A 22,728-nucleotide genomic window follows, 5' to 3' on the forward strand; every position below is an offset into this window, starting at 1 on the left:
GAAGACACCATGGACATCGTTTTTCTCCCCGGACTGAACAACACGGGTGACGTTTTCCGGGACGTCGCCGCCGCACTGCCGCCCCAGACCCGCAGCCATTGCCCAGACCTGCCGCCGCTGGACAGCGTGGAGGCCTTGGCCGACGCGGTGCTGGCCAATGCGCCGCCAAGCTTCGTGCTTGCCGGGTATTCCTTTGGTGGCTATGTCGCCATGGCTGTGCTGGAAAAAGCCCGCGATCGGTTGAACGGCCTGTGCCTCATGGGCTCGAGCGCCCGCGCCGACTCCGAAGAGCAGAAGGCCAAACGTCAGCAGACGCTGCAGGCGTTCGACAGCGCGACTTACGTGGACACCGCGTCGTCGTCCCTGGCCCCGTTCCATCCGGACAACCGCGCGCGGCCCGACCTGGTGGCGCGCCGGCGCGCGTTGGCGAGCGCCTATGGTGCGCAGCGCTATGTGGCCCACGTGCGCGCCACGATGGACCGCAAGGACCGCTCGCACCTGCTGGATGGCGCGGTGCCCACGCTGTGGCTGGCGGGCTCGCACGACGCGGTGGTGCCGGTGCAGCGGCAAGCCGAAGAGGCCGCCAAGGCCCGGCACTGCGAATGGGTCGAGATTTCGGGCGCGGGCCATTTGCTGCCGCTGGAGCAGCCCTCGGCGGTGGCCCTGGCGCTCTCCACCTGGATGGGACGCTTGCGATGAGCCCCACCCCATTGGCCATGGACGGCATCCGCGTGTTCGATCTCACGCAAGGCATTGCCGGCCCTTACAGCACCATGCTCATGGCGGCGCACGGCGCCGAAGTGATCAAGGTCGAACCGCCCGGCGGGGACTGGATTCGCCACGCGCGCAACCAGATCCGAGGCCACGCACCGGCCGCGATCGCGGTCAACGTCGGTAAGAAAAGTATCCAGCTCGATCTGAAGAACGCCGACGATCTCGCCACCGCGCAAAGCATTGCGCGCACCTGCGACGTGGTGGTGGAGAGCTACCGGCCCGGCGTGGTCGAGCGCCTGGGGCTGGGTGCAGCGCAACTGCGCGCGGACAGTCCCGCGCTGATCTACTGCTCGGTGACGGGTTTCGGGCGTGACAGCCGGCTCTGTGACAGGCCTGTCATCGACCACATCGCCCAGGCGTATTCGGGCTGGATGCACATCAACGCGGACGAGAGTGGCGCACCCCAGCGCACGCGCAACGTGGTATTGGCCGACCAGATCACCGGCCTGTACGCCTACCAGGCCATCGCCAGCGCCTTGCTGCGCCGCTTCCGCTTTGGCACCGGCGGAGCGCTGGAGGTGACCTTGGCCGGTTCCATGGCGGCGTTTCTCGCGCCGCGCATCATTTCCAGCGCGCTGAGCGACGGCAAGGTCGGCAACGCCGAGTTCACCGCCCCCACCGGCGACTACCCGACACGGCAGGGCGTGCTGGTGGTGGCGGTGCAGAAGCCAGCCGACGTGCAGCGCCTGTTCGCGATGCTGGAGCGTGCCGATGTCTTGCAGGACGCGCGTTTCGCCACGCCCCAGGCGCGTGCGCAGAACGCCGACGCGCTGCGGCGCGAACTCGCCACCATCCTGCAAGACAGGACCGCGGCGCAATGGGAAGAACAGCTCGCGCCACACGGCGTGATGGTTTGCGAGGCGCGCGACATTGCGCAGTTTATGGCCGCCCAGCGCAGTGACGGGGTCGACGTGATCGAGACCCTGGACCTGCCTGGCGTCGGGCCATGCCCGCTGGTCAAGGTGCCGGGCGCGCCGCCCTGGCAAGGGCGGCGCAGTGCCCCGCGTTTTCCGCAGGTCGGTGAAGACCTGCAACACATCCTGGATCAGCTGGGCCGCTCACCACGCCCTGCGTCCGCCATTGCCACAGAGCACCACAACCCATGAAACCCGGTACCGTCGCATCCTTTTTTGAACGCACCCCGCTGCGCCTGCCGGTGGTGGCCGCGCCCATGTTCCTCGTCTCGGGGCCGGACATGGTGCTCGCCGCTTGCAAGGCCGGCATCGTGGGCGCGTTCCCCACCCCGAACGCGCGCCCCATCGAGGCACTGGAATCGTGGCTGCTCACGATCACCGAAGGCCTGCGCGAGTACCGGCAGGCCAACCCCGATGCGATCGTGGGTCCTTGGGCGGCCAACGTCGTCACCCATTCGTCCAACGCCCGCCTGGCGCAGGACCTCGCGCTGATCGAGAAGTACCAGCCCCCCATCGTCATCACGGCGCTGGGCAGTCCCAAGCCCGCGCTGGACGTGGTGCACGGCTACGGCGGCATCGTGTTGGCCGACGTGGTCAATCTGAAGCTGGCCCGCAAGGCGGCCGACGCGGGGGTGGACGGCATGGCCTGCGTCAGCGCGGGCGCGGGTGGGCACACCGGCTGGATGTCGCCCTTCGCCTTCGTGCGCGCACTGCGCGAATTTTTCGATGGCCTCGTCGTCATCGGCGGCGGCATCGCCGACGGCCACAGCGTGGCCGGCGCCACCATGGCCGGCGCGGATCTGGTCTACATGGGCACGCGCTTCATACCCACGGTGGAGAGCATGGCCTCGCCCACCTACAAGCAGATGCTCATCGACGCCACCGCAGAAGACCTCGTCATCAGCAGCGGCCTCACCGGCACACCGGCGAGCTGGCTCAAGCCCTCCTTGCGGGCGGCCGGCCTGGACCCCGACGACCTCCCTCCCACGCCGCCGCGCAACTACGACAGCAACCGCTCGCTCAAACAACGCAAGTGGGTAGACACCTGGACCGCTGGCCAGGGCGTGGGCGCCATCAAGCGCATCAGCCCGGTGGCCGAGGTGGTGGAGGAGCTCGAGCGCGAGTACACGCGCGCCATTCGGCAATGGCGCCGGTTCGACCAGCCACAGTGGGAAACCGCTTGACGGCCGTGCGGCATATGGATGAGATGTTTGACAACCTAGGAGATACGACATGACTTACTTGAAAAAAGCGCTGGCGGTGCTGGCATTGGCGGTGGCGGGTTCGGCTTCGGCGGCCTGGCCCGAGAAGCCCATCACCCTGCTCATTCCGTTCCCGCCCGGCGGCCTGGCCGACGCGGTCAGCCGTTCGCTCGCCGAAGAGGTGGGCCGCACGCTGGGCCAACCGCTGATCCTGGAGAACCGGCCGGGCGCCAATGGCCGCATCGGCCTGGAGCAGATGGCCCGCGCGCCCAAGGACGGCTACACCATTGCCGCCACGGTGCCCGGCATGCTGATCTTCCAGCCCCTCACGGAGAAGACCTACAAGTTCGACCCACTGAAGGACTTCGAACCCATCACCATCGCGGTCGACACCTACAACGTGCTGGTCACCAACCCGCGCGTGTCCGCCACCGGGGACCTGCGCGAACTGGTCGCCAAGGCCAAGGCCCAGCCGGGTGCGATGAACTACGGCACGCCCGGCAGCGGCAGCAGTTTCCACTTCAACACGGTGGTGCTGCTCGACAAGCTGGGCATCAAGGCCACGCACGTCTCGTACAAGGGCGAAGCGCCGGCGCTGATCGACCTGGCCGGCGGATCGATCGAGTTCATGCTCGCCGGGCAGTCCGCGCGCCCTTACATCCAGGACGGCAAGATCAAGCCGATCGCCGTCACGTCCCGACAGCGCGTGGGCATCCTGCCCAACGTGCCGACCTTGTCCGAGCTCGGTGTGGACTTCAAGACCGATGGCTGGGTCGGCTTCATCGCGCCTGCCGGCGTTCCCAAGGCCGTGCTGGACCGACTGAGCGAGGCCTTTCGCGCCGCCATCAAACTGCCCAAGGTGCGCGAGCAGATCGCCACGATGGGCTATGAGCCGGTGGGCAATTCCCGCGAGGAGTTCCGAAGCCTGGTCAAGGACCGCCTGGAACATTACCGAGCGCTGATCCGCTCGGGATCGGTCAAGCTCGAGGAGTGAGCGGGAGCCCCGGGGCGGGCGCGCGCCTATGATCGGCGCATGCCCAAACACAAGACCCCGGCGGGTCCGAAACCCACCTTGCAGGAACAACTGCCCGAGCTGCGGCCCGGGCAGTCCATCGCCTTGCTGCAGGAGCTGCACATCCTCACGCGCGAAGGCAAGCTCAACCAGGACACGCGGCGCAAGCTCAAGCAGGTCTACCACCTGGTGCAGTTCATCGAACCCTTGCTGGCCGAGGTGCTCGCCGCGCGCGGCGACGTGACGCTGGCCGACCACGGCGCGGGCAAGTCCTACCTCGGTTTCATCCTGTACGACCTGTTCTTCAAGGACAAGCCGGTCGGCCGTGTGACCGGGGTGGAAACCCGCGCGGAACTGGTGGAGAAGTCCAAGGCCCTGGCGACCCAGCTGGGTTTCGCGCGCATGGACTTCCTGGCCACCACGGTGCAGCAGGCGCTCACCGATCCCGCCTTGCCTGCCACCGTCGACGTGGTGACCGCTCTGCACGCCTGCGATACCGCCACCGACGACGCCATTCAATTCGGCCTGGCCAAGCAGGCGCACCACATGGTGCTCGTGCCCTGCTGCCAGGCCGAAGTGGCCGGCGTGATGCGCCAGCACAAGGCCCTGAGCCTGTCGCGCACGCCGCTGGCCGAGCTGTGGCGGCACCCGCTGCACACGCGCGAGTTCGGCAGCCAGATCACCAACGTGCTGCGCTGCCTGCAGCTCGAAGCGCATGGCTACAGTGTGACGGTGACCGAGCTCGTGGGCTGGGAACATTCGATGAAGAATGAGCTGATCCTGGCCCGTAGAATGGACCACGATCGCCATGGCGCTCGCGAGCGGGCCCGGCAGCGGTTGCAGCAGGTGCTCGACGAACTTCATCTGAACGATCTCGCGCAGCGCTTCGCGGTCTGACCCCTCGGGCACGCTGTTTGCCCATGTGTCCATTTGCGTTTCCCCGGTGTTTCAATCAGCGTTCTTCGCTGATGCCGGTTTGCCAGGTGGTGTCACGGGCGCTTCGTGCCCCGGGCTGAGCGCCTTTCCACAAGCCCCATCCAGGAGTTCCTGCCCATGGTCACCGATTACAGTTTTCTGCTCCAGTCCATTGCGTGGCCACTGGTGCTGATGTTCGCCTGGTTCATCAGCGAGCGCGCCTATGAGCTGTGGCACATCCCGAGGGTGACGACCTACGTCGCGGTAGGGCTCGTGGGCGGGCTGATCAACCTGCCCGGCCTGACCACCGATGTGCCGGGCCTGCCCTTTCTGGCCAACGTGGCGCTCTCGCTGGTCCTGTTCGAGCTGGGCTACCGCATCAACCTGCGCTGGTTCCGCCACAACCCCTGGGTGCTGCTGCTGGGCGCGATCGAGTCCATCGTCACGTTCTGCGTCGTGTACTGGGTCAGCGGCTGGTTCGACCTCGCGGTGGACGTGCGGCTCATCATCGCGGCGCTCTCCATTTCGGCCTCGCCCGCGGGCATCGTGCGCGTGGCCAACGAGTTGCGCAGCGCCGGTCAGGTGACCGAGCGTGTGCTGCACCTGTGCGCCATCAACTGCATGGTCTCGGTGCTCGTGCTCAAGCTGGTGGTGGGCTACTGGTACCTGAGCACCTCGGGCGATCTGGTGATGGCGGCCTTCGGCAGCATCCACCAGGTGGGCACGTCCCTGGCCGTGGGCGGCCTGCTGGGCGTGGCCGTGCCCTGGCTGCTGCGCTTGCGCAGCACGAACGAGCGCGGCGTGACGGTGGTGTTCGCACTCGCCGTCCTGCTGCTCACCACGGCGGCCTATGGCCTGAAGATATCGCCCCTGCTGGCCGCGCTCACTTTCGGCGTCGTGGCGCGCGAGCGCCGCGTGCACCTGACCAATGCACAGCGCGATTTCGGTACCGCCGGCGATCTGCTGTCGATCTTTCTCTTCGTCTACATCGCCTCGCTGCTCGATTGGGCCGATGTGGGGGCCGGCATGTTCCTCGGCATTCTGCTGATCCTGGCCCGCACCGCCTCCAAAGTCGGCTGCAACCTGGTCGCGGCTCGCCTCTCGGGCATTACCGAGCGCAAGGGCCTGCTCACGGGCCTGGCGCTCACGCCCATGTCGGCCTTTGCCATTCTGCTGATCGAGCAAAGCCGCCTCTATGGCTTCGCGCCGGCCGAGCAAGTGCTGTCCATCGCCGCCGGGATGATGTTGATACAGGAGCTGTTCGGGCCGGTGGTCACACAGCGTGCGCTGATGGCCGCGCAGGAAACCCACGTGACCAAGGGATAAGCCATGCCACTCGAAACCTTCAAGGCCTCCGACTCGCTGACCATGGGCGTGGAGCTCGAACTGCAACTGGTCAACACCTACGACCTCGACCTCTCCAGCAGTGCCAACGACCTGCTCGAACTGCTGCGGCGCAAACCGTTTCCCGGTGTGGTCACGCCCGAGATGACGCAGAGCATGATCGAGATCGCCACCGACGTGCAGCGCGAACACGGCCCACTGCTCACCCAGTTGCAGCAGATCCGCGACACGCTGGTGAGCGCGGGCGACCGGCTCAACATCGAACTCGCCGGTGGCGGCACGCATCCGTTCCAGCGCTGGTTCGAGCAACGCATCTTCTCCAAACCGCGTTTCGAGCAACTCTCGGGCCTGTACGGTTACCTCGCCAAGCAGTTCACCGTGTTCGGGCAACACGTGCACATCGGCTGCGCGAGCGCGGACGAGGCGCTGTTCCTGCTGCATTCCCTCAACCGCTACGTGCCGCACTTCATCGCCTTGTCGGCTTCGTCGCCGTTCTCCCAAGGGGTGGACACGCTGTTCGATTCGGCGCGGCTGAACTCGGTGTTCGCCTTCCCGCTCAGCGGGCGCGCACCCTTCGTGCTGAGCTGGGAGGAGTTTGCCAACGTCTACTTCACCAAGATGGAGAGCACGGGCGTGGTCAAGTCCATGAAGGACTTCTACTGGGACATCCGGCCCAAGCCCGAGTACGGCACGATCGAACTGCGCGTGTGCGACACGCCGCTCACGGTGGAGCGCGCGGCCGGCCTGGCCTGTTACCTGCAGGCCCTGTGCCGCCACCTGCTGGAGCGGCGCGAAGCCGCTCCCGAGGAAGACGACTACCTGGTCTACACCTACAACCGCTTCCAGGCCTGCCGCTTTGGCCTGGACGGCATGATGGTCAACCCCAAGACGCGCGAGCAGATCAGCATCCGCGAAGACATCCTGGCCACGCTGCGGCACCTCACGCCACACGGGGTGGCGCTCAACTCGCTGGCCGCGCTGGACGAGATCGAACGCACCGCAGGCCGCGTGGGCAACCACGCCACCTACCTGCGCAACCAGTTCAAGGGCAGTGGCAGCGTGCAGTCGGTGGTGCGCGCTAGCGTGGAAGCTTTGCGCCTGGGCCGTTCGTGACGCTGTTCACGAATGGCCTGTAGGGGAGCGGAACCGCTTGTCAGGCAACTTCTTACAGTGCGAATGGACGGGCGCCGACTTAACGTTCTGAAACATACCCCATACAGTTTGTTTCATCGACAGCACGTTTGTCCCCCCTCAAATTCTTCGCAGGAAACCGCCATGTCCACCACCGCCACCCGCCTCAATCCCTTCGTCCTGATGCTCGATCCCGAAGCCGTGATCAGCGCCATGGAAACCAGCGCCACGCTGAGCAGCCTGCGCCAGCACATCTGCCGCCCGCTGGACAAGCCCCTGATCCCGAAGATCCGCGACGCCGCCACCCGCGCGTTCGACGCGGTGATCGACGCCGACGGGTTCATGGACACCGGCAGCGAGCTGTACCGCGACGCACAACCCGCATTGGGCGCCGTTCACTGATTCATCGTTTTGACCAGCGGGTGTGTTGACCCCGCTGGAAGGTCTTGGACGGCCCGCAGGCCGCCGTCCACAGAACCGGGCCCGAACTCCGGCACACTGGGTGCCCCGAACCCGCTTCTGATTTCTCGTGTTGCACAACGCAGAAAGACCGCCTGCCATGAGCCCTGTCATCCACAGCCTGCTCGACACCGATCTCTACAAGTTCACGATGTGGCAGACCATGCTGCATCGGCACCCGCAGACCCAGGCGATGTTCACCTTCGTCTGCCGCAACGGCAGCGTGTACCCCTTGGCCGATCTGGTGGACGCGGTGCGCGAGGAGATCGACCACTTGTGCCGCCTGCGCTTTCGCGAGGACGAGCTGGCCTTCTTGCGTGGCCTGCGTTTCATCAAGTCGGACTTCGTCGACTTCCTGCGCATCTTCCGGTTCCAGCGCGCGTTCATCGACGTGCGCGCCAACGGCGATCGCCTGGAGATCGTCGCGCGCGGTCCACTGGTGCATGTGACGGGCTTCGAGATCCATGTGCTCTCCATCGTCAACGAGCTGTATTTCCGGGGGCTGAAGGCCGAAGGCGCGGAGGTGGAAGGCCGTCGCCGGCTGCAGCAGAAGATCGACGCATTTCACGGTTTTTCGACCGAACCGGCGAGGCGGCACCCGTTCGAATTCTTCGACTTCGGTTTGCGCCGGCGCTACTCGGCCGATTGGCAGCGTGAAGTCGTGGGCACGCTCAACGCCGCGCTGCCCCGCTACTTCAAAGGCACCTCCAACGTGCTGCTGGCGCGCGACCTGGGGCTGGTGCCCATTGGCACGATGGCGCACGAATACCTGCAGACCTACCAGGCGCTGGGCGTGCGCCTGCGCGACCACCAGAAGGCCGCGCTCGAAGACTGGGTGCAGGAGTACCGCGGCGACCTGGGGGTGGCGCTGACCGACGTGATCGGCATGGACGCCTTTCTGGCGGACTTCGATCTGTATTTCGCCAAGCTCTTCGATGGACTGCGGCACGACTCGGGCGACCCCGTGGTGTGGGGCGAAAAAGCCCTGGCGCATTACGAGAAGCTGCGCATCGACGCACACACCAAGCGGCTGGTGTTCTCCGATGGGCTGGACGTGCCGCGTGCACTGTCGCTTTATCGGCATTTCGCGGATCGGGCGCAACTGGGCTTTGGCATCGGTACGAACCTCACCAACGATCTCGGCCCGACGCCTTTGAACATCGTGATGAAACTGACCGAGTGCAACGGCCAGCCGGTGGCCAAGCTCTCCGACAGCCCGGGCAAGACGCTGTGCGACGACCAGACTTTTCTGGCGTACCTGAAGCAGGTGTTCGGTGTGACAGATGCCTCTATGCGCTGAGCGCCGATGGACCAACGCCCGCCTAGACCATTCCGCCGTTCGGTTGCACCACTTGACCCTGAACCCACGAGGCCCGCTCCGACGCCAGAAAGCCCACCACTTGCGCAATCTCCTCGGGGCGTCCAACGCGTCCCAGCGGGCTCATCGCAGCGGACCTTGCCAATGCCTCGGGCGACTTGCCCGCGCGGAACAGATCGGTATCGACCGGCCCTGGAGCCACTGCGTTCACTCGGACTCCGCGGGCCGAGAGTTCGCATGCCATCGCACGCACCAAAGACTCCACCGCTGCCTTGGTGGCGCTGTATGGGCCGAGACCGGGCGCTGCGCGGCGGACCAGCGATGTGCTCAGGGCGATGATGCTGCCGCCGTCGGCCACCTGGCGGGCCGCTTCGGCCAGAACGTTGAATGCGCCAACGATGTTGGCTTCCACCAGTTGGCGAAAGCGCTCTGGGTCGAAATCAGCCAATGGCGCGGGCGGCACATTGATGCCTGCGTTCGCCACGACACACTGAATGTGGCCAGCGAAGTCGCGTCTTGTGAACTCGAACACTTTTCGAACGTCGGCCATTTCTCGGATGTCCGCCTGGTAGCAGCGCACCGTGCCTTCTGAAGTGCCCGATACGGGCGCACCGGACACACTGGTGTACCCCACGCCGAAGCCATCCGCCGCCAACACCTGCACACAGGCACGGCCAATGCCGCGCGAGCCACCGAAGACGATAGCGGTCATTGTTTTGCTCATGGTATGTGTCCTTCGGTTCGTTCACGCCCGCCATGGCTTTCCATAGACGGGTTCCTTGAAAGGAATGGGCGGGAGCTGCCAGGTTCCGGTCGCGGGGGGGCGAATCTCGGCATCGACGTGCACATCGATGAGGCAAGGTCTGCGGTTCTTCAAGGCTTGCTGGACCGCCGCCGCGAGATCCTGCGGCCGCTTGACGGTGACGCCGTCCGCGCCACACGCGCGCGCCCAAGCAGCGAAGTCTGGGTTGTAGCGCTCGCCGCTGTGCCCTTTGTAAAAAGCAGTGCCGATCTCGCGGCCGTCGAACATTCCGTATTGGATGTCTCGAATGGCGCCCCAGGCGAAGTTGTTCCAGACAATCCAGACGACCGGCAGATCGAGTTCCACCGCTGTGCACAACACATAGGGTGCCATCGTGAAGCCGCCATCACCCACCACGGCCACGCACGCCCGATCCGGCGCGGCGAGTTGGGCACCCAGCACACCACACACACCGAAGCCCATGCTGGAATAGCCCCAGCTGTTCAACATGCTCTGCGGCCTGTTGGCACGCCAGAACTGCATGAACCAGTTGTGGTGAACGCCGGAGTCGAGCGAGAGGATCACGTCGTGGGGCAGCATTTTCTGCAGCGTGCCCACGACAAACTCTGGGCGCAGTGGACTGGTGTGATCCTCGAAGTGCGGTTGAACGAAGCGCTCCCATTCCTGCTGCCAGCCCCGTACTTGCTCCCGCCATGGCGCGAACCGCTTGGCGGAGATGTCGGGGTGCGCTTCGAGTTCCTGCAGCAACTGCTGGGTAAACACCTTGATGTCTGCGATGACGCCAAGGTCTGGCGCATAGTTGCGTCCCAGCTCCTGGGGATCTATGTCAACGTGAATCAACCGTGTCGTCGGGAAGTTCCAGGAGTATCCCGGTTGCCAGCTGGAGGCGCTGCGATCGTCGAACCGCGTGCCGAGCGTCAGTACAAGGTCGGAACGCCGCCCTGCCTCATTGGCGGGGTAGCTGCCATTGCGTCCAATGAAGCCCAGTGCCAAGGGGTGTGAACCAGGGATACATCCCATGCCATTGGGCGACGTGATCACGGGAATGCCCAAGAGATCGGCCAGTGCTGTGATCTCTGCACCTGCCTCAGAGAGCGTGGCGCCATGCCCGATGAAGACGACGGGGCGGCGGGCGTCCGCCAGGAGCATGAGCGTTGCCTTCAGGTCTTCCCGACTGGCTCCGGGACGGTGCGTGAGATGCACATGGGAAGAGGGGGGAATTTCCACCTCGTCTTCCTCCTGGTACACGTTGTAGGGGATGTCGAGATTGACCGGGCCCGGTCGACCCGTGACCATCGTGTCCATGGCCTGGCGCAGGGCAAGAGGCAGCATGTCGACGCGCGAAGGCTGAAAGGCCCGTTTCACGACAGGGCGCAGAACTTGCGCCAAATCGGCCTGGTTGTGTTTGTACAGTTCCTGGAATGGCCCGCGGTTGTGCTGCGACGTGGGCACGTTCGACGTGATGGCCAGGAATGCCGACGAGTCGGACAGGGCGGTGGCCAGCGACATCACCATGTTGGCCGAGCCAGGTCCCGTCGAGGTGAGCGTGGCGACCGGTTTGTGCTTGACGCGGAAATAGGCGTCGGCCATATGGCCCGCGCATTGTTCGTGCCGTGGCGAGATCAGGCGAATCTGGTCACGCCGCTCGTACAGCGCATCCAGCATCCCTACGTTGCCGTGTCCGCAGATGCCGAATACATAGGGGACTTTCTCTTGAATAAGATAGTCCGCGATCAGTGCGCTACCCTTCATTCTTGGCATGGCTTGTTCCTGGCGATGATGGCTTAGCTGGAGATGGTGACCACACGCTCTTCGCTCATTTCACGAATGGCGTAGTGCGGCCCTTCGCGTCCGAAGCCGCTGCTTTTCGATCCTCCGTAGGGCATCAAGTCCACTCTGGAGCTGGAGGTCTCGTTGACATGGACCCCGCCTACCTGCAGCCGACGCGCGGCAAGAAGCGCATCACTCAGCCGATGGGTGAATATGCCGGTCGCGAGGCCGTAAGGTGTGGCGTTGACCCGGTCGAATGCATCTTCCAGACTGTCAAAAGGCACCAGGCACATGACGGGGCCGAACACTTCCTGGCAGCCCACCTTCATCCGCGCGTCCACATTGGCAAGCAGCGTGGGGGGCACGACGGATCCCACCCTGTCACCGCCTGCCAGGCGCCGGGCTCCGAGAGCGAGCGCCTCGGTGATCCAGCCTCCGACGCGTTGTGCCGCCTCCTCGCTGATGAGCGGACCCACCACGGTGTGCTCGTTGGAGGGATCTCCGAAGGCAAGATCGCGCACCCGACGCGACAGCTCTTGCTCCACGCGTTGCGCGATCTGTGACTGGACCAGCAGAAGCTGGATGGAAGTGCAAACCTGACCCGCCTTGCGGTAGGCAGCATTGACGATCTTCGGCAGAGCGCGGTCGAGATCCGCATCGGCACAGACGATGGTGCAGGCTATCGACCCGAGTTCCATCTGCGTGCGCCGCAATCCGGCGGCCTGCTGGATGATGCGTCCTACCTCGGTGCTGCCCGTGAAGGCGAAGAAGCGCACCGATTCCTGCGATTGCAGGGTCTGCACGGTATCGGCACCGCCGTGCAGCACCGACAAGAATCCACGCGGGATGCCTGCCTGGACGAGGAGTTCGCCCAGCAGACAGGCTGTCATCGGCGTGTGCGTCGAAGGCTTCAGAACGACGGCATTGCCCGCCGCAAACGCCGGACCTATCTTGTGTGCAACGGTGTTCATCGGAGAATTGAACGGTGTGATGGCCGCCACGACCCCCAGTGGCACGCGAAGGGTGAAGCCCATGCGCTCCCCTTGGTCCGGCGCGCCCTCCAATGGCAGCACGTCGCCACAAAAGCGACGCGCTTCTTCAGCCGAGAGCCGCAGTGTCTCCATGCAACGCCGAACTTCACCTAGCGCGTCGCTGCGGGGGAAGCCGGCTTCTTGCCGCATCAAGCCGACAAACTCTTCGGCCCGGTCTCCGACAAGGCGTGAAGCCTCCTGCAGAATGTGTCCACGCAGATGCGCCACCGGGGCGCCGGCCGCGAACGCCGCATGCGCCATCGCAACAGCCGCTTCGACCTGACGCGTGCCCGCATTCCTGAAGGTGGCCACGGGAACGCCCCTGAACTTGTCGAGAACCGGGTGCTCCATGCCGTCTCCAGGAACCCATTCGCCTCCGATCAGATGGCGCACTTCCTTCATGGGGTGGTCTCGCTGTCTTCGAACGGTGTGGTGATGACGAAAAACACGAGACCCGATATACCGGTGTTGGCGAACCCGTGCCGCACGCCAGGAGGGATGTATACGTAGTCATGCGGTCGCATCAGATATGGGTTGTCGTCCAGCGTCAGCACCCCTTCGCCCTCCAGCACGTAGTAGATCTGCTCCTGGACTTTGTGCACGTGGTCTTCGACGTAGGCAGCGGGCGCGTACCGTGAGATGCGAAAGTCGATGCGGCGCGTGCCGGCGTTGTCCAGACCCACCAGTGCCTTTGAGAGGGCACCGCCGAAGTGCCCTGGAAACTCTTTCCAGGGCAGATTGGCCATGGTGTGCACGCGTGCCATGTCGCCTTGCGACCGCGATGTGTTTTCGATGGGACTCATGACAGTTTCCTCAGGCTGGTGCGGCCGAAGCCGGGTGGGTTGATGTCCATGGAGGTCGTTGCGCCACATGGCGACCGGCGAGATAGGCGAAGGTGATCGCGGGACCCAAGGTAATTCCGGGCGCAGGGTAGGCCCCTTCCATGACAGAGGCCATGTCGTTGCCACACGCATACAAGCCGTCAATCGCCGCGCCGTCCGCGGTGAGCACCCGGCCCCTCTGATCCGTGCGAATTCCCGTGGCCATTCCAAGATCCGCCGGCCACACCGCCACTGCGTAGAACGGCGCGCGCAGGATCGGCGCCACGCACGGATTGGGTTTGTGGTCACCGTCGCCCATGTGGCGTTGATAGGCATCGCCGCCACGCCCAAAGGCAGGGTCAAGGCCCTCGCGCGCCCCGCTGTTGTATTGCGCCACGGTATGTGCAAGCGCTGGCGGCGGAACCCCGATGGCTTGCGCGAGCCCTTCCATCGTTCGCGAGCGCTTGAGATAGCCGGACGCTAACTGACTGTGCAAGGACACCGTGAATGGCTTCACGCATCCGAGACCGTACTTCCACAAGAATCGGCTGTCGCAAACGAGCCATGCCGGAATGGCCCGACCGTCCTGGCGAAGCTGGCTTTTGACGAACTCGTGGTAGGAGCGCGATTCATTGGTGAAGCGGGCTCCCGCGCTGTTCACGGCGATCAGACCGGGCTTGCCGCGATCGGTGACGGTGTGCGGAAAGAGGCCGACGGTGCCGTCTGCACGGACGAAGCGCGACACAGGTACCCAGAACGCACCTTGATCCAGGCCCCGCGACAGCGTCGCCCCTGCTTCGAGTGCAAGCTTTGCACCCCGTGGGGCACGTCCAGGCGCCGCGCCGGCGGAGAACGTACCCGCGTTGGATGGAACGCTCCGCGCCCGAAGTTCACCGGCATGGGACAGCCCGCCGCTGGCCAGTACCACGCCGCGCAACGCGCCGAGCCGTTCAACCGTGTCTGCACGGCCTGCCACGCACACCCCGCGCACGCGTCCCTCTGACAAGTCCAGTTGCAGTGCTGCCGTTCCGGTACGGATCGTCACACCGAGTCGCATGGCGGATTCGTACAGCCGGGCTGCGAGCGCATTGCCCAGGTACAAGGTCGTGCCACGTGGCCATGCAAGCCGCTGTCGACCGTACCTCAGTAGAAGCTTGGCAACGTGCACAGCCGAGGTCATCGAAGTCGACGCACGGCGGAGGTGGGGAATGTCCTGCCGGCTGACCATCATTCCGCCGAACAGCATGAACTCGGGCAAGGGTGCTCGCAGCGACTTGAAGTGCGCACCCAATGCGGTCGCGTCATACGGTTCAGGTTCCAGAACGCGACCGCCCGTGGTTGCGCCGGGCAAGTCGGGGTAGTAGTCGGGGTAAACCGCCACCGGGCGCATGCGCAGTTGGGTGTGCTTCTCCATGTACCGCAGGGCTTCGTTGCAATGCGAGAGAAAGGCCTCCAACCTGTCTCTGTCGGTACCAGGAACCGCGTGCGACAAGTAGGTACGCGCTGCGCAAATGGTGTCTTGCACGCCTGTCTTTTGCATGTGGAAGTTCGCCGGCATCCACACCATGCCGCCCGAGATGGCCGTCGTTCCCCCCACCTGTTCGGCCTGCTCCAACACCAGCACGGACGCGCCTTCGGCGGCGGCAACACATGCGGCGCTGAGCCCGGCGACTCCGGACCCGACAACGATCACGTCCCATTCATCCATGCCTTGCGTTTCTTGTGTATGGGTGTAGCTGAAATCAAATTATCTCGTTAAACTATAACAGATATCTAATCTATAGAAACAGGAGCAAGTGCGTGACCGTCCAACATCAAGGGCCCCTCGCGGGCATCAAGGTAGTCGAACTCGGATCCATGATTGCGGGTCCCTTTTCCGCCACGCTGCTGGCCGATTTCGGGGCCGAGGTGATCAAGGTTGAACAGCCTGGAACAGGTGACCCAATGCGGCAGATCGGGCCTTTCACCGAAGGTGAAAGCCTCTGGTGGAACGTGGAGGCGCGCAACAAGCGCTCCATCACGCTGGATCTGCATGCGCAAGAGGGTCAAGAGTTGCTGCGTGACCTGGTTGGGCAGGTGGATGTGCTGATTGAGAACTTTCGCCCTGGCACCATGGAACGCTGGGGCTTGGGCTGGGAGCGGCTCTCTGGCATCAATCCGAAACTCATCATGGCCAGCATCTCGGGATACGGACAAAGTGGCCCGTATTCGCAGCGACCCGCATACGACCGAATGGCGCAAGCGTTCGCCGGCATCCTGAACATGACCGGCTTTCCGGACCGCCCGCCCGTGCGCCCGGGCGTGGCCATAGCCGACTACGGCACGGCGGTGTTCGCGGCCTTTGCCATCATGATGGCGCTGTACCACCGCGACGCGCGCGGCGGGCAGGGACAGCAGATCGATGCAGCGATGTTCGAGGCCATGTTCAGGCTGACCGACAACATGGTCACTTGCTACGACCAGCTTGGCGCGACGCGTTCGCGCTCGGGCAATCTGAACCGCAATGCAGCACCCGGCGATCACTTCGTGACCAAGGACAATCGCTATCTGGTCGTCACCGTGTCCAGCGACGCCTTGTTCGCCAGACTCTGCACCTGCATGGACCGCGTGGATCTCATCACCGATGAGCGATTCTCCTCCCACGACGCGCGCGCGGCGCGCCTGCCGGAAATCAATGGCATCGTGGGCGACTGGGTGCGGTCCATGACGGCCCAGGAAGCATGCGAGAAGCTGGATGGCGGGCAACAGCCGAATTCGTTGATCTACGGCGTCGAAGAGATCATGGCGGATCCGCACTACGCGTTCCGGGGTTCGATCGCCACCGTGCAACATCCGCGCATTGGGCCGATCAAGATGCAAGGTGTGTCGCCGCGTCTGCTGGGAACGCCCGCGCCAGAGATCCGCCCCGCGCCGACATTGGGGGACGCGACCGAGGATGTGATCGTCAATCTCCTCGGACGCAGTGCCGAAGAGTTGGCGCATCTGCGCAGCATTGGCGTGGTGTAAAAGAAATCGGCGCCAAGATGGCGCCGCCTGCAAGTGCGCAAGGGCCCGCTGCTGCGGGGCCCTTGTGCTTTCTACGACTTCAAAATGCCGCAGGCGCGCCGTCATGCGCCGTCGATGTGAGCCGCAGACGCGATCCGATGTCCGCGCACAGGCGGCTGTTGCCGGGTGCCACCTCCTGAAACCGCCCGTTGTGAACCGTGATGGACACAAAACCGTTCATGACCGCATGCGAGTCGTGCTGCGCGGACGCGCCGGACACCGGGCGCTCCAGCTTCATCCGGAGTTCGCCGTTCACCATCTCCACGCCGACGTCGACCAGGCCTTCGGGCGCGATCTCGGCGTGCTGCACGCCCTTGAGTGCTCCGGCGCTGCAGTTGGGCATGTTGATGTTCAGCGCCAGGGGTGGTCCATCTGCCTGTTGCAGAAGTTCGATGGCGCTGACCACCACATCCGCGGCCATTTGCAAATTGCTCTGCGATGCATCCTTGGCGCAACTGATGGCCACGGCGTTCAGCCCTGACGCGCACGCGGTCAGTGCGGCCCCCACGGTGCCTGAGTGGAGGATGGACGCACCGGCGTTCCAGCCGTAGTTGATTCCGGAGACGACGACCTCGGGCTCCCAGTCGAACACGCCGCTGCGCACGGCCTTGACTGAGAATGCAGGTGGTCCATCAATCACCAACACGCGCATGCCCGGCAGCGCTTCGCGGGTGACTTCGCGCCACGCCACTTGGGCGCCGTGTTCCACCGGACCGAGCGACGCGCTGCCGCCGCTTTGCTGCTCCTGCGGCGCGGCGACCATCACCTCGTGGCCCGCCGCAGCCAACCGCTGGGCCATTATCGCCAGGCCCACCGCGGTGTAGCCGTCGTCATTGGTGACCAGCACTTTCATGAACGCATTCCTTGGTTGTATGCAGCGACGTTGAGGTACGTGCTGTAGTGTGGCAAGGCGCCCATGTCCACATCGACGGCCAGTGGCTCGTACCAAGAGCGTTCAAACGCGAGCAACTCGGCGGAGCGTTCGATCACCGCCCGTTCCACGCGCGCGCGCAGGCCAGACTTGTCCGAGGCCAGTTGGCGAACCAACTCGTCCACCGCTTCGGCAATAGCGCGGGATGCCTGGCGCAAATCGTCTGCTGAGCTCTTGCCGCAGTGCACGTCTCGTACCGCTGAAACGGCTTTCGCCAACGCCTGACCGCGCGGCGCGTCCACGATATCCAGCGCGGCATGCGCCAGGGCTCGGTTCTGATCGAGCTCGTACTCCAGCTGTGGCATCACCAAATCCAGCCGCTCGCGCAAGAAGGCAAGAAATTCGATCGCCAGACCGAGCTGTTCCTTGGCAATGGGGTCGGCGGGATCGATCGCGGGCATCACCACGTCGCTCAGCGACTTGATGACGGAACCCAGTCCGTTGTCCATGTGATTCGCCATCAGAGTCTCTCCTTGAGCAAGGTCGCCAAGGTGTTCAGGTTCGACGGCACCATGGCTCTCAGCCGCGCGAGCAACACGTCCTGGTGCGAGCGCCCGAGGCGTGTCACCCGGTACGAGGTGGCAAGCAGCGTGGCCACGAGCTGGTAGGCGTTGAGCACGCGGTAGTAGTGCAGAGTGTCTTCGTTCACCGACAGGCCCGAGACGGCCTCGTACTCGCGGTAGAACGTGTTCATGGGCACGAGGCCGCAGACCATGTAGGTTTTGCCATCCGTATCGAGATGGCCGAACATGCGTTGGGTGGTCCACGCAAGATCGCGGTGCCGGTCGCCGAGATATCCGCGCTCCCAGTCCAGCCAGGCTGTGAACTGAAAACTCACGGGGTCATACAGAAAGTTGCCGCTGCGGTAGTCGCCGTGCACCACGCTGACCTTGTCGAGCTTGGGCAGGTTTCTCTCCAGCCAGTTCGCCGCCACCGCCATCAATGGTGCGCTGTCGCCAGCGTCTTCCTCCCACACGCGGTGGGCGCGGTTGAGTTGGAGCACGGCGGACTCGGTCGAGTCGACGCGGGGTGCGTCCATGCTCTTGAAGTCGTACTGGGTGTGGTCGAAGGTGTGGATCTTGGCGAGATAGCCCAAGAACTGCGGCGCGAGTTGGGCACGCAGCTCGGGCCCGAAATCGGTGCCCATGCCCGCGATCTTTCCGCTGTGCGTTGCGGGTGGCTTGGTCACGCCATTGGCGAACGAGTAGATCAGCGCGGGCTCCGGAAACCAGTCGCCGTGCTCGTCGAGGAAATAAACGTCCGGCACAGGCACCACACCCTTGAACGCTTGCAAGAGCTCGTACTCGCGCAGCCGGCTGTTGGAGTTCAGCGCCTCTGCCGGTTCCATGCGCAGCACCAGCGCTTCTTTACGGGGTTTGCCCGCGCCTTCGGTCCAGGCCAGGTCGAAAGCCACTTGCAGTTTGGATGCGCCGCCGTTGAGCCAGCGCACATGGGACACCTCGAACGTGCCGTCGAGCTTGTCGGCGAGGAAGTTCGAGAGATATCCGCTGAGTGTTTCCAGGCTGGGGCGGCTGAACTGGCCCTGGTTGCGTCTCTCCATCTTGCGGGCCAGTGACTTCTCGATCTCTCTCTCGACCGGATACTGGCGCGTCAGCTGCGCGATGAAGTCCTGCGTGGGTCTGTCGCGCAATGTGTCGTCTTGGGTGAGCACGGTGACCTCCCTCTCAATGACGCGCATGCCGAGACATACGGTCGGCGATGTAATCGGTGCCGAAGATATCGCCCGTCTGCCCGTAGCCGATGCGGCCTCGGTATTCGTACCGATACAGCGACTGGAACATCACGTAAGCGGGGTTGAAGGTGCTGTAGGGGTAGCCGGCGATCGCAGTGCCTTCAAGCACGTGTTCCTGCCCCCGCACATCGATGGCGCGGATGATCTGTCGCATGCCGATCATGTTGTCGCGTTCCGGCGTTTCCACGGTCGCTTCCACGATGCCGTAGATCTTGCCGCTCTCGACCACGAAGCCGAAACGTGCCGGGTCGCTGGAGACGCGGCCGCGCTCGATCTTCAAGGGCACCGAAAGTTGCATGCCGAAGTCCTCGCCGAAGGCCACCGAGAGGTACGATTCAGCCCGCGCGCTGACCTCTGCGCGTGGTCCCCAGCTGTGGTCCGTGCCGTCGTAACAATCCACCTTGTACTTCTTGCCCCGCAGCTCAAGCGTGCCGGTAATGTGGCCCTTGAGTTCGAAGTGCCCGTTCTTCCACGGGTCGCCGAAGCGTGCGTCGGTCGGGTTGGACGTGCTCGACTTGGCCATCAGCACGTTTTCCTCGGGGTCGTGGATGTCGAAGGGTTGGTGCAGGCCACGGAAGTTGAGATCGAATCTGCACGAGCCCAACGCGTGTTCGTATGTGAAGTGGAAGTCCCGCGGTGGCTTGGTGGCTTTCACCGACAAGCCGTTCTCGAGTGTGAAATCGCTCAGATCTTTTGGCGCCGTGAGGTGCATCTGGGAGTCAAGAAAGTCGATCTCGTGCACGTTCCTGCAGATGCCCTTGGCAATCGCGATCGAGGAGATCGCGGCGCCCAGGTTGGGTCTGGTGAGAACGTATGCAATGCCGCAGATCTGCTCTTCGGGAATGTTGAAGAGGATGGGCATGGTCTCGACCCACGTGCGGATGCTCGGGTCCCGATCGTGGTACTTGACGTCTTCCGGTTTGATCATCGTGTCGCCTTGTTTCTGCTGAAGTTGGGAAATGGGGATGAAGGGCCGCGCCGAGCGATCACGTGTCGGCCTTGATGTTGAGTTCCTTCACGAGCGCGGGGAACACCTGCAGCTCTCCCTGGATCATCGAATTGAAGTCTGGGGTGTTCAGGTAAATGCCTTCGGCGCTGGCGCCCGCAAATTTCTCCATCACCGCAGGGGTGTTGACGGTTTTGGAGAGCACGTCGGAGATGCGCGCCATGGCGGCGGCCGGGGTGCCGATCGGTGCATACACGCCCACCCAGGAATAAAAGTCCATCTTCGGCAAGCCCGCTTCCTTCATCATGGGCACCTCTGGAAATTGCGGAATGCGCTTGCTGCCTGCGGTGGCCAGCAGCAGCAGCTTGCCGCTGCGCACATGCGGGAAGGCCACGCCGGGATCGATCACGAAATCCACCTCGCCGGTGAGCATGGCTTGCAGCGCCGGACCGGAGCCCTTGTAGGGCACGTGCGTCGCGCGGATGCCGGCCTGCTTCAGCATTGCTTCGGCCACCAGATGCGGCACGGTGCCGGAGCCGGTGGAGGCAAAGCTCATCTTGTCCGGATTGGCGCGGCCATACGCCAGGAACTCCTGGAAGGTCTTGAACGGCAGACCCGTGCGCGACACCAGGTGCAGCGGGTAGCGACCCACCGAGGCGATCGGAATCAGGTCTTTCGCGGGGTCGATTGCCATCTTGAAGATGTGCGGACTGGTCGTGATTTGCGTGGTGGGCGCGAACAACAACGTGTAGCCATCGGCCGGTGCGCGCGCCACGTCCACGGTGGCGATGTTGCCGCTGGCACCGGGCCGGTTTTCGACGATGACGGGCTGGCCCAGCAGGTCGCTCATCGGCTGGGAGAGCACGCGCGCCATCACGTCGGACCCGCCACCGGGTGCGAAACCGAGGACGAGGCGCACCGGCTTGGTCGGCCATGCGGCAGTCTGCGCGTGCAGCGAAGGCAGCACCGCTGTGGCGGCCGCACCAGCGGTCAAGGCAGCGAACTGGCGGCGGTTGGGGCGAAACGGAGTGGTCATGAACATCACCTTTCAGAACGGAAACTGAGGAATGGGATTTTCTGTGCGAACTATCTAATTTATGCAAATCAGATAGCTAGTTTAGGCATACTAAAGAAAATCAGGCACCGGGGTTTACCACTACCGACGGCACCGCTTCGCAGCAGCGTTGAGCGCAAAGAAAAAGGCCCGGTCTAGTGACCGGGCCTTTTCCATCGGGTGATCAGCCGTTCAGGGGTGCGTGAGGATCTCCATGAGCGGCTTCACGTTGGGCATCGTGTCCAGCGCGAACAACATGTCGGCGCCTTCGTTGGCGCGTGCCAACGGCAGGATGCCGTCGGTGCAAGAGAGGTACTTGCCACGCACCTCCTCGTCGGTCAACGGATCTTCGGGATCGCCATGCGACACCACACAAAGCTTTTGGTATTCGCGGCCATCGCGCGTGCGCACGGTCAGGGGGTTGGACTCGCCCAGAATGGCGCGGGGCCAATCGTGGCGAACGACCAGCTCGGTCTTGCTCCACTGCGCTTGCAGGTGCGATTCCTTGACGCCTTCGTCGGTGAACGTGCGGATCGAGATCTCTTCCCCGCTGATCGCGGCCGCCACGCAGTGGTGCATGCTGAAGCGCGACTCTTCACCGTTGCGCGGCGCGGGAAACTTGATGATCTCCAGGAAGGTCGGATTCACTTCGATCGAGACCTTCTCCACGTCATTCGCGGTGAGCTGGTTTTGCTGCACGATCTCGATCACGCCGTCGACGATGCGCTGCATCAGGTAGCAAGCGGTGTATTTCTTGAAGCCGACCTCCATCACGCGCAGATCGCTTCCCCGGCCCAACGGAAACTCCAGGTCGGGCATGCCGGCCAGCATGTCGAAGTAGCCGCGCCGGCCTTCGAACACATTTTCTTCACCGGTCAATCCCAGCTTGGCGAGCTTGGCGGCGCTGATGCCGTTGCGCCCGGCCACGCCCGCCTCGTACAGATGCGCACCCGTGCCCATCTGTCGCGTGGAGCCGCTGGCTTGTGACACCGCCAGGCTGAGCGCCATGCGAGTCTCTTCCCTGCTGAGTTTGAGCAACTTGGCCGCCGCTCCTGCGACCCCGATGGCGCCTAGGCTCGGTGCCGTCAGAATGCCACGGTCGTTGGCGCCGCCGTTGGTGAGCACCATGCCGGGCCGCGCCTGGATCTCGTAGCCCAAGATGAAGGCTTCGAGAATCTCTTTGCCGGAAGAACCCAGCTCCTCGCCGAGTGCGAACACCGCAGGAATGATGTGGCAGGTGTACATGGACTCCGGCCAGCTGTCGTCCTCCAGCTCGGTGCTGTGGGCTGCGGTGGCGTTGACCAGCGCGGCCATTTCGGCCGTGGTGCTGAAGCCTGCACCGATCACGCCGCTGCGCGGCGTGCCCCCGGCGTCGCGTGCATAGCGTGCGAGCACCTCGCCCGCGTGGATGCGCGAGCCCGCAACGGCCATGCCCAGCGCGCTCACTGAGAGCGTCTTGGCCTTGTGGTGGACATCAGGGTGGAAGTCATCCCAGCCGGTTTTGAAGAGATAGTCGGCGACCCGTTCCGTAGCGTTCATTCTGGT

General features: G+C 64.2%; 21 protein-coding genes. 10 read left to right on the plus strand and 11 right to left on the minus strand.

Annotation, left to right across the window (positions count from 1 at the left end; translation table 11 throughout):
* The first annotated feature begins 9 nt into the window (after window positions 1-9).
* The 9 genes from F9K07_RS04975 (at window position 10) to pncB (ending at window position 9,051) form a co-directional block, all read left to right on the plus strand.
* Window positions 10-699 carry an alpha/beta fold hydrolase gene (locus F9K07_RS04975; protein WP_159589964.1) on the plus strand — a complete coding sequence of 230 codons (690 nt, stop codon included), beginning with the start codon at window positions 10-12 and terminating at the stop codon, window positions 697-699.
* Window positions 696-1,880 (plus strand): CaiB/BaiF CoA transferase family protein, encoded by a 1,185-nt coding sequence (locus F9K07_RS04980; protein ID WP_159589966.1) that lies wholly within the window; start codon window positions 696-698, stop codon window positions 1,878-1,880. The genes F9K07_RS04975 and F9K07_RS04980 overlap by 4 nt, the downstream gene beginning before the upstream one ends.
* On the plus strand, window positions 1,877-2,872 hold the full coding sequence (locus F9K07_RS04985) for an NAD(P)H-dependent flavin oxidoreductase (RefSeq protein WP_159589968.1): 996 nt from the start codon (window positions 1,877-1,879) through the stop codon (window positions 2,870-2,872). Before F9K07_RS04980 ends, F9K07_RS04985 begins: the two co-directional genes overlap by 4 nt.
* A 49-nt stretch (window positions 2,873-2,921) precedes the next feature.
* The gene (locus F9K07_RS04990; protein ID WP_159589971.1) at window positions 2,922-3,884 is read left to right on the plus strand and encodes a Bug family tripartite tricarboxylate transporter substrate binding protein; all 963 of its coding nucleotides are present in this window, start codon (window positions 2,922-2,924) and stop codon (window positions 3,882-3,884) included.
* A gap of 39 nt (window positions 3,885-3,923) precedes the next feature.
* Entirely contained in the window at window positions 3,924-4,799 is an 876-nt protein-coding gene (locus F9K07_RS04995; protein WP_159589973.1) for a class I SAM-dependent methyltransferase, read from the plus strand.
* 156 nt (window positions 4,800-4,955) lie between these two features.
* Window positions 4,956-6,143, plus strand: a complete 1,188-nt coding sequence (locus tag F9K07_RS05000) for a cation:proton antiporter (protein WP_159589975.1) — start codon at window positions 4,956-4,958, stop codon at window positions 6,141-6,143.
* 3 nt (window positions 6,144-6,146) lie between these two features.
* On the plus strand, window positions 6,147-7,274 hold the full coding sequence (locus F9K07_RS05005; RefSeq protein ID WP_159589977.1) for a YbdK family carboxylate-amine ligase: 1,128 nt from the start codon (window positions 6,147-6,149) through the stop codon (window positions 7,272-7,274).
* A gap of 162 nt (window positions 7,275-7,436) precedes the next feature.
* Entirely contained in the window at window positions 7,437-7,694 is a 258-nt protein-coding gene (locus F9K07_RS05010; RefSeq protein WP_201451512.1) for a hypothetical protein, read from the plus strand.
* Window positions 7,695-7,851: 157 nt separating this feature from the next.
* Window positions 7,852-9,051 carry a nicotinate phosphoribosyltransferase gene (gene pncB, locus F9K07_RS05015; RefSeq protein ID WP_159589979.1) on the plus strand — a complete coding sequence of 400 codons (1,200 nt, stop codon included), beginning with the start codon at window positions 7,852-7,854 and terminating at the stop codon, window positions 9,049-9,051.
* A gap of 22 nt (window positions 9,052-9,073) precedes the next feature.
* Here the strand turns inward: pncB and F9K07_RS05020 are convergent, their stop codons facing one another.
* Genes F9K07_RS05020 through F9K07_RS05040 form a run of 5 tightly spaced genes read right to left on the minus strand, consistent with a single transcriptional unit; the run spans window position 9,074 to window position 15,162 of the window.
* Window positions 9,074-9,793, minus strand: a complete 720-nt coding sequence (locus F9K07_RS05020) for an SDR family oxidoreductase (protein WP_159589981.1) — start codon at window positions 9,791-9,793, stop codon at window positions 9,074-9,076.
* Between the two features lie 21 nt (window positions 9,794-9,814).
* Complete coding sequence (locus F9K07_RS05025; RefSeq protein ID WP_159589983.1) at window positions 9,815-11,593, minus strand: thiamine pyrophosphate-binding protein; 1,779 nt, start codon at window positions 11,591-11,593, stop codon at window positions 9,815-9,817.
* A 23-nt stretch (window positions 11,594-11,616) separates the two neighbouring features.
* Window positions 11,617-13,035: an aldehyde dehydrogenase family protein gene (locus F9K07_RS05030; protein WP_159589985.1), complete on the minus strand. Its 1,419-nt coding sequence runs from the start codon at window positions 13,033-13,035 to the stop codon at window positions 11,617-11,619.
* Window positions 13,032-13,436 carry a cupin domain-containing protein gene (locus tag F9K07_RS05035; protein WP_236581800.1) on the minus strand — a complete coding sequence of 135 codons (405 nt, stop codon included), beginning with the start codon at window positions 13,434-13,436 and terminating at the stop codon, window positions 13,032-13,034. The genes F9K07_RS05030 and F9K07_RS05035 overlap by 4 nt, the downstream gene beginning before the upstream one ends.
* Window positions 13,437-13,446: 10 nt before the next feature.
* Window positions 13,447-15,162, minus strand: a complete 1,716-nt coding sequence (locus tag F9K07_RS05040; RefSeq protein WP_159589987.1) for an FAD-dependent oxidoreductase — start codon at window positions 15,160-15,162, stop codon at window positions 13,447-13,449.
* A 92-nt stretch (window positions 15,163-15,254) separates the two neighbouring features.
* On the opposite strand from F9K07_RS05040, the gene F9K07_RS05045 reads away from it, so the two are divergent.
* Entirely contained in the window at window positions 15,255-16,460 is a 1,206-nt protein-coding gene (locus tag F9K07_RS05045) for a CaiB/BaiF CoA transferase family protein (protein WP_159589989.1), read from the plus strand.
* A gap of 79 nt (window positions 16,461-16,539) precedes the next feature.
* Here F9K07_RS05045 and surE read toward each other — a convergent pair whose 3' ends face one another.
* The 6 genes from surE to F9K07_RS05075 all read right to left on the minus strand — a co-directional run bounded on the left by surE (window position 16,540) and on the right by F9K07_RS05075 (window position 22,722).
* Window positions 16,540-17,352: a 5'/3'-nucleotidase SurE gene (gene surE, locus F9K07_RS05050; RefSeq protein WP_159589991.1), complete on the minus strand. Its 813-nt coding sequence runs from the start codon at window positions 17,350-17,352 to the stop codon at window positions 16,540-16,542.
* Window positions 17,349-17,891, minus strand: a complete 543-nt coding sequence (locus F9K07_RS05055; protein ID WP_159589993.1) for a hypothetical protein — start codon at window positions 17,889-17,891, stop codon at window positions 17,349-17,351. The genes surE and F9K07_RS05055 overlap by 4 nt, the downstream gene beginning before the upstream one ends.
* Complete coding sequence (locus F9K07_RS05060; RefSeq protein ID WP_201451513.1) at window positions 17,891-19,102, minus strand: phosphotransferase family protein; 1,212 nt, start codon at window positions 19,100-19,102, stop codon at window positions 17,891-17,893. Before F9K07_RS05060 ends, F9K07_RS05055 begins: the two co-directional genes overlap by 1 nt.
* Before the next feature lie 13 nt (window positions 19,103-19,115).
* On the minus strand, window positions 19,116-20,111 hold the full coding sequence (locus F9K07_RS05065) for a DUF7064 domain-containing protein (protein WP_159589997.1): 996 nt from the start codon (window positions 20,109-20,111) through the stop codon (window positions 19,116-19,118).
* Between the two features lie 58 nt (window positions 20,112-20,169).
* Window positions 20,170-21,165 (minus strand): Bug family tripartite tricarboxylate transporter substrate binding protein, encoded by a 996-nt coding sequence (locus tag F9K07_RS05070; RefSeq protein ID WP_159589999.1) that lies wholly within the window; start codon window positions 21,163-21,165, stop codon window positions 20,170-20,172.
* Between the two features lie 210 nt (window positions 21,166-21,375).
* A complete protein-coding gene (locus tag F9K07_RS05075; RefSeq protein ID WP_159590001.1) occupies window positions 21,376-22,722 on the minus strand; it encodes an MmgE/PrpD family protein in 1,347 nt (448 codons plus the stop codon).
* Window positions 22,723-22,728 lie beyond the last annotated feature (6 nt).

The sequence above is a fragment of the Hydrogenophaga sp. BPS33 genome, assembly GCF_009859475.1.
Classification (GTDB): domain Bacteria; phylum Pseudomonadota; class Gammaproteobacteria; order Burkholderiales; family Burkholderiaceae_C; genus Hydrogenophaga.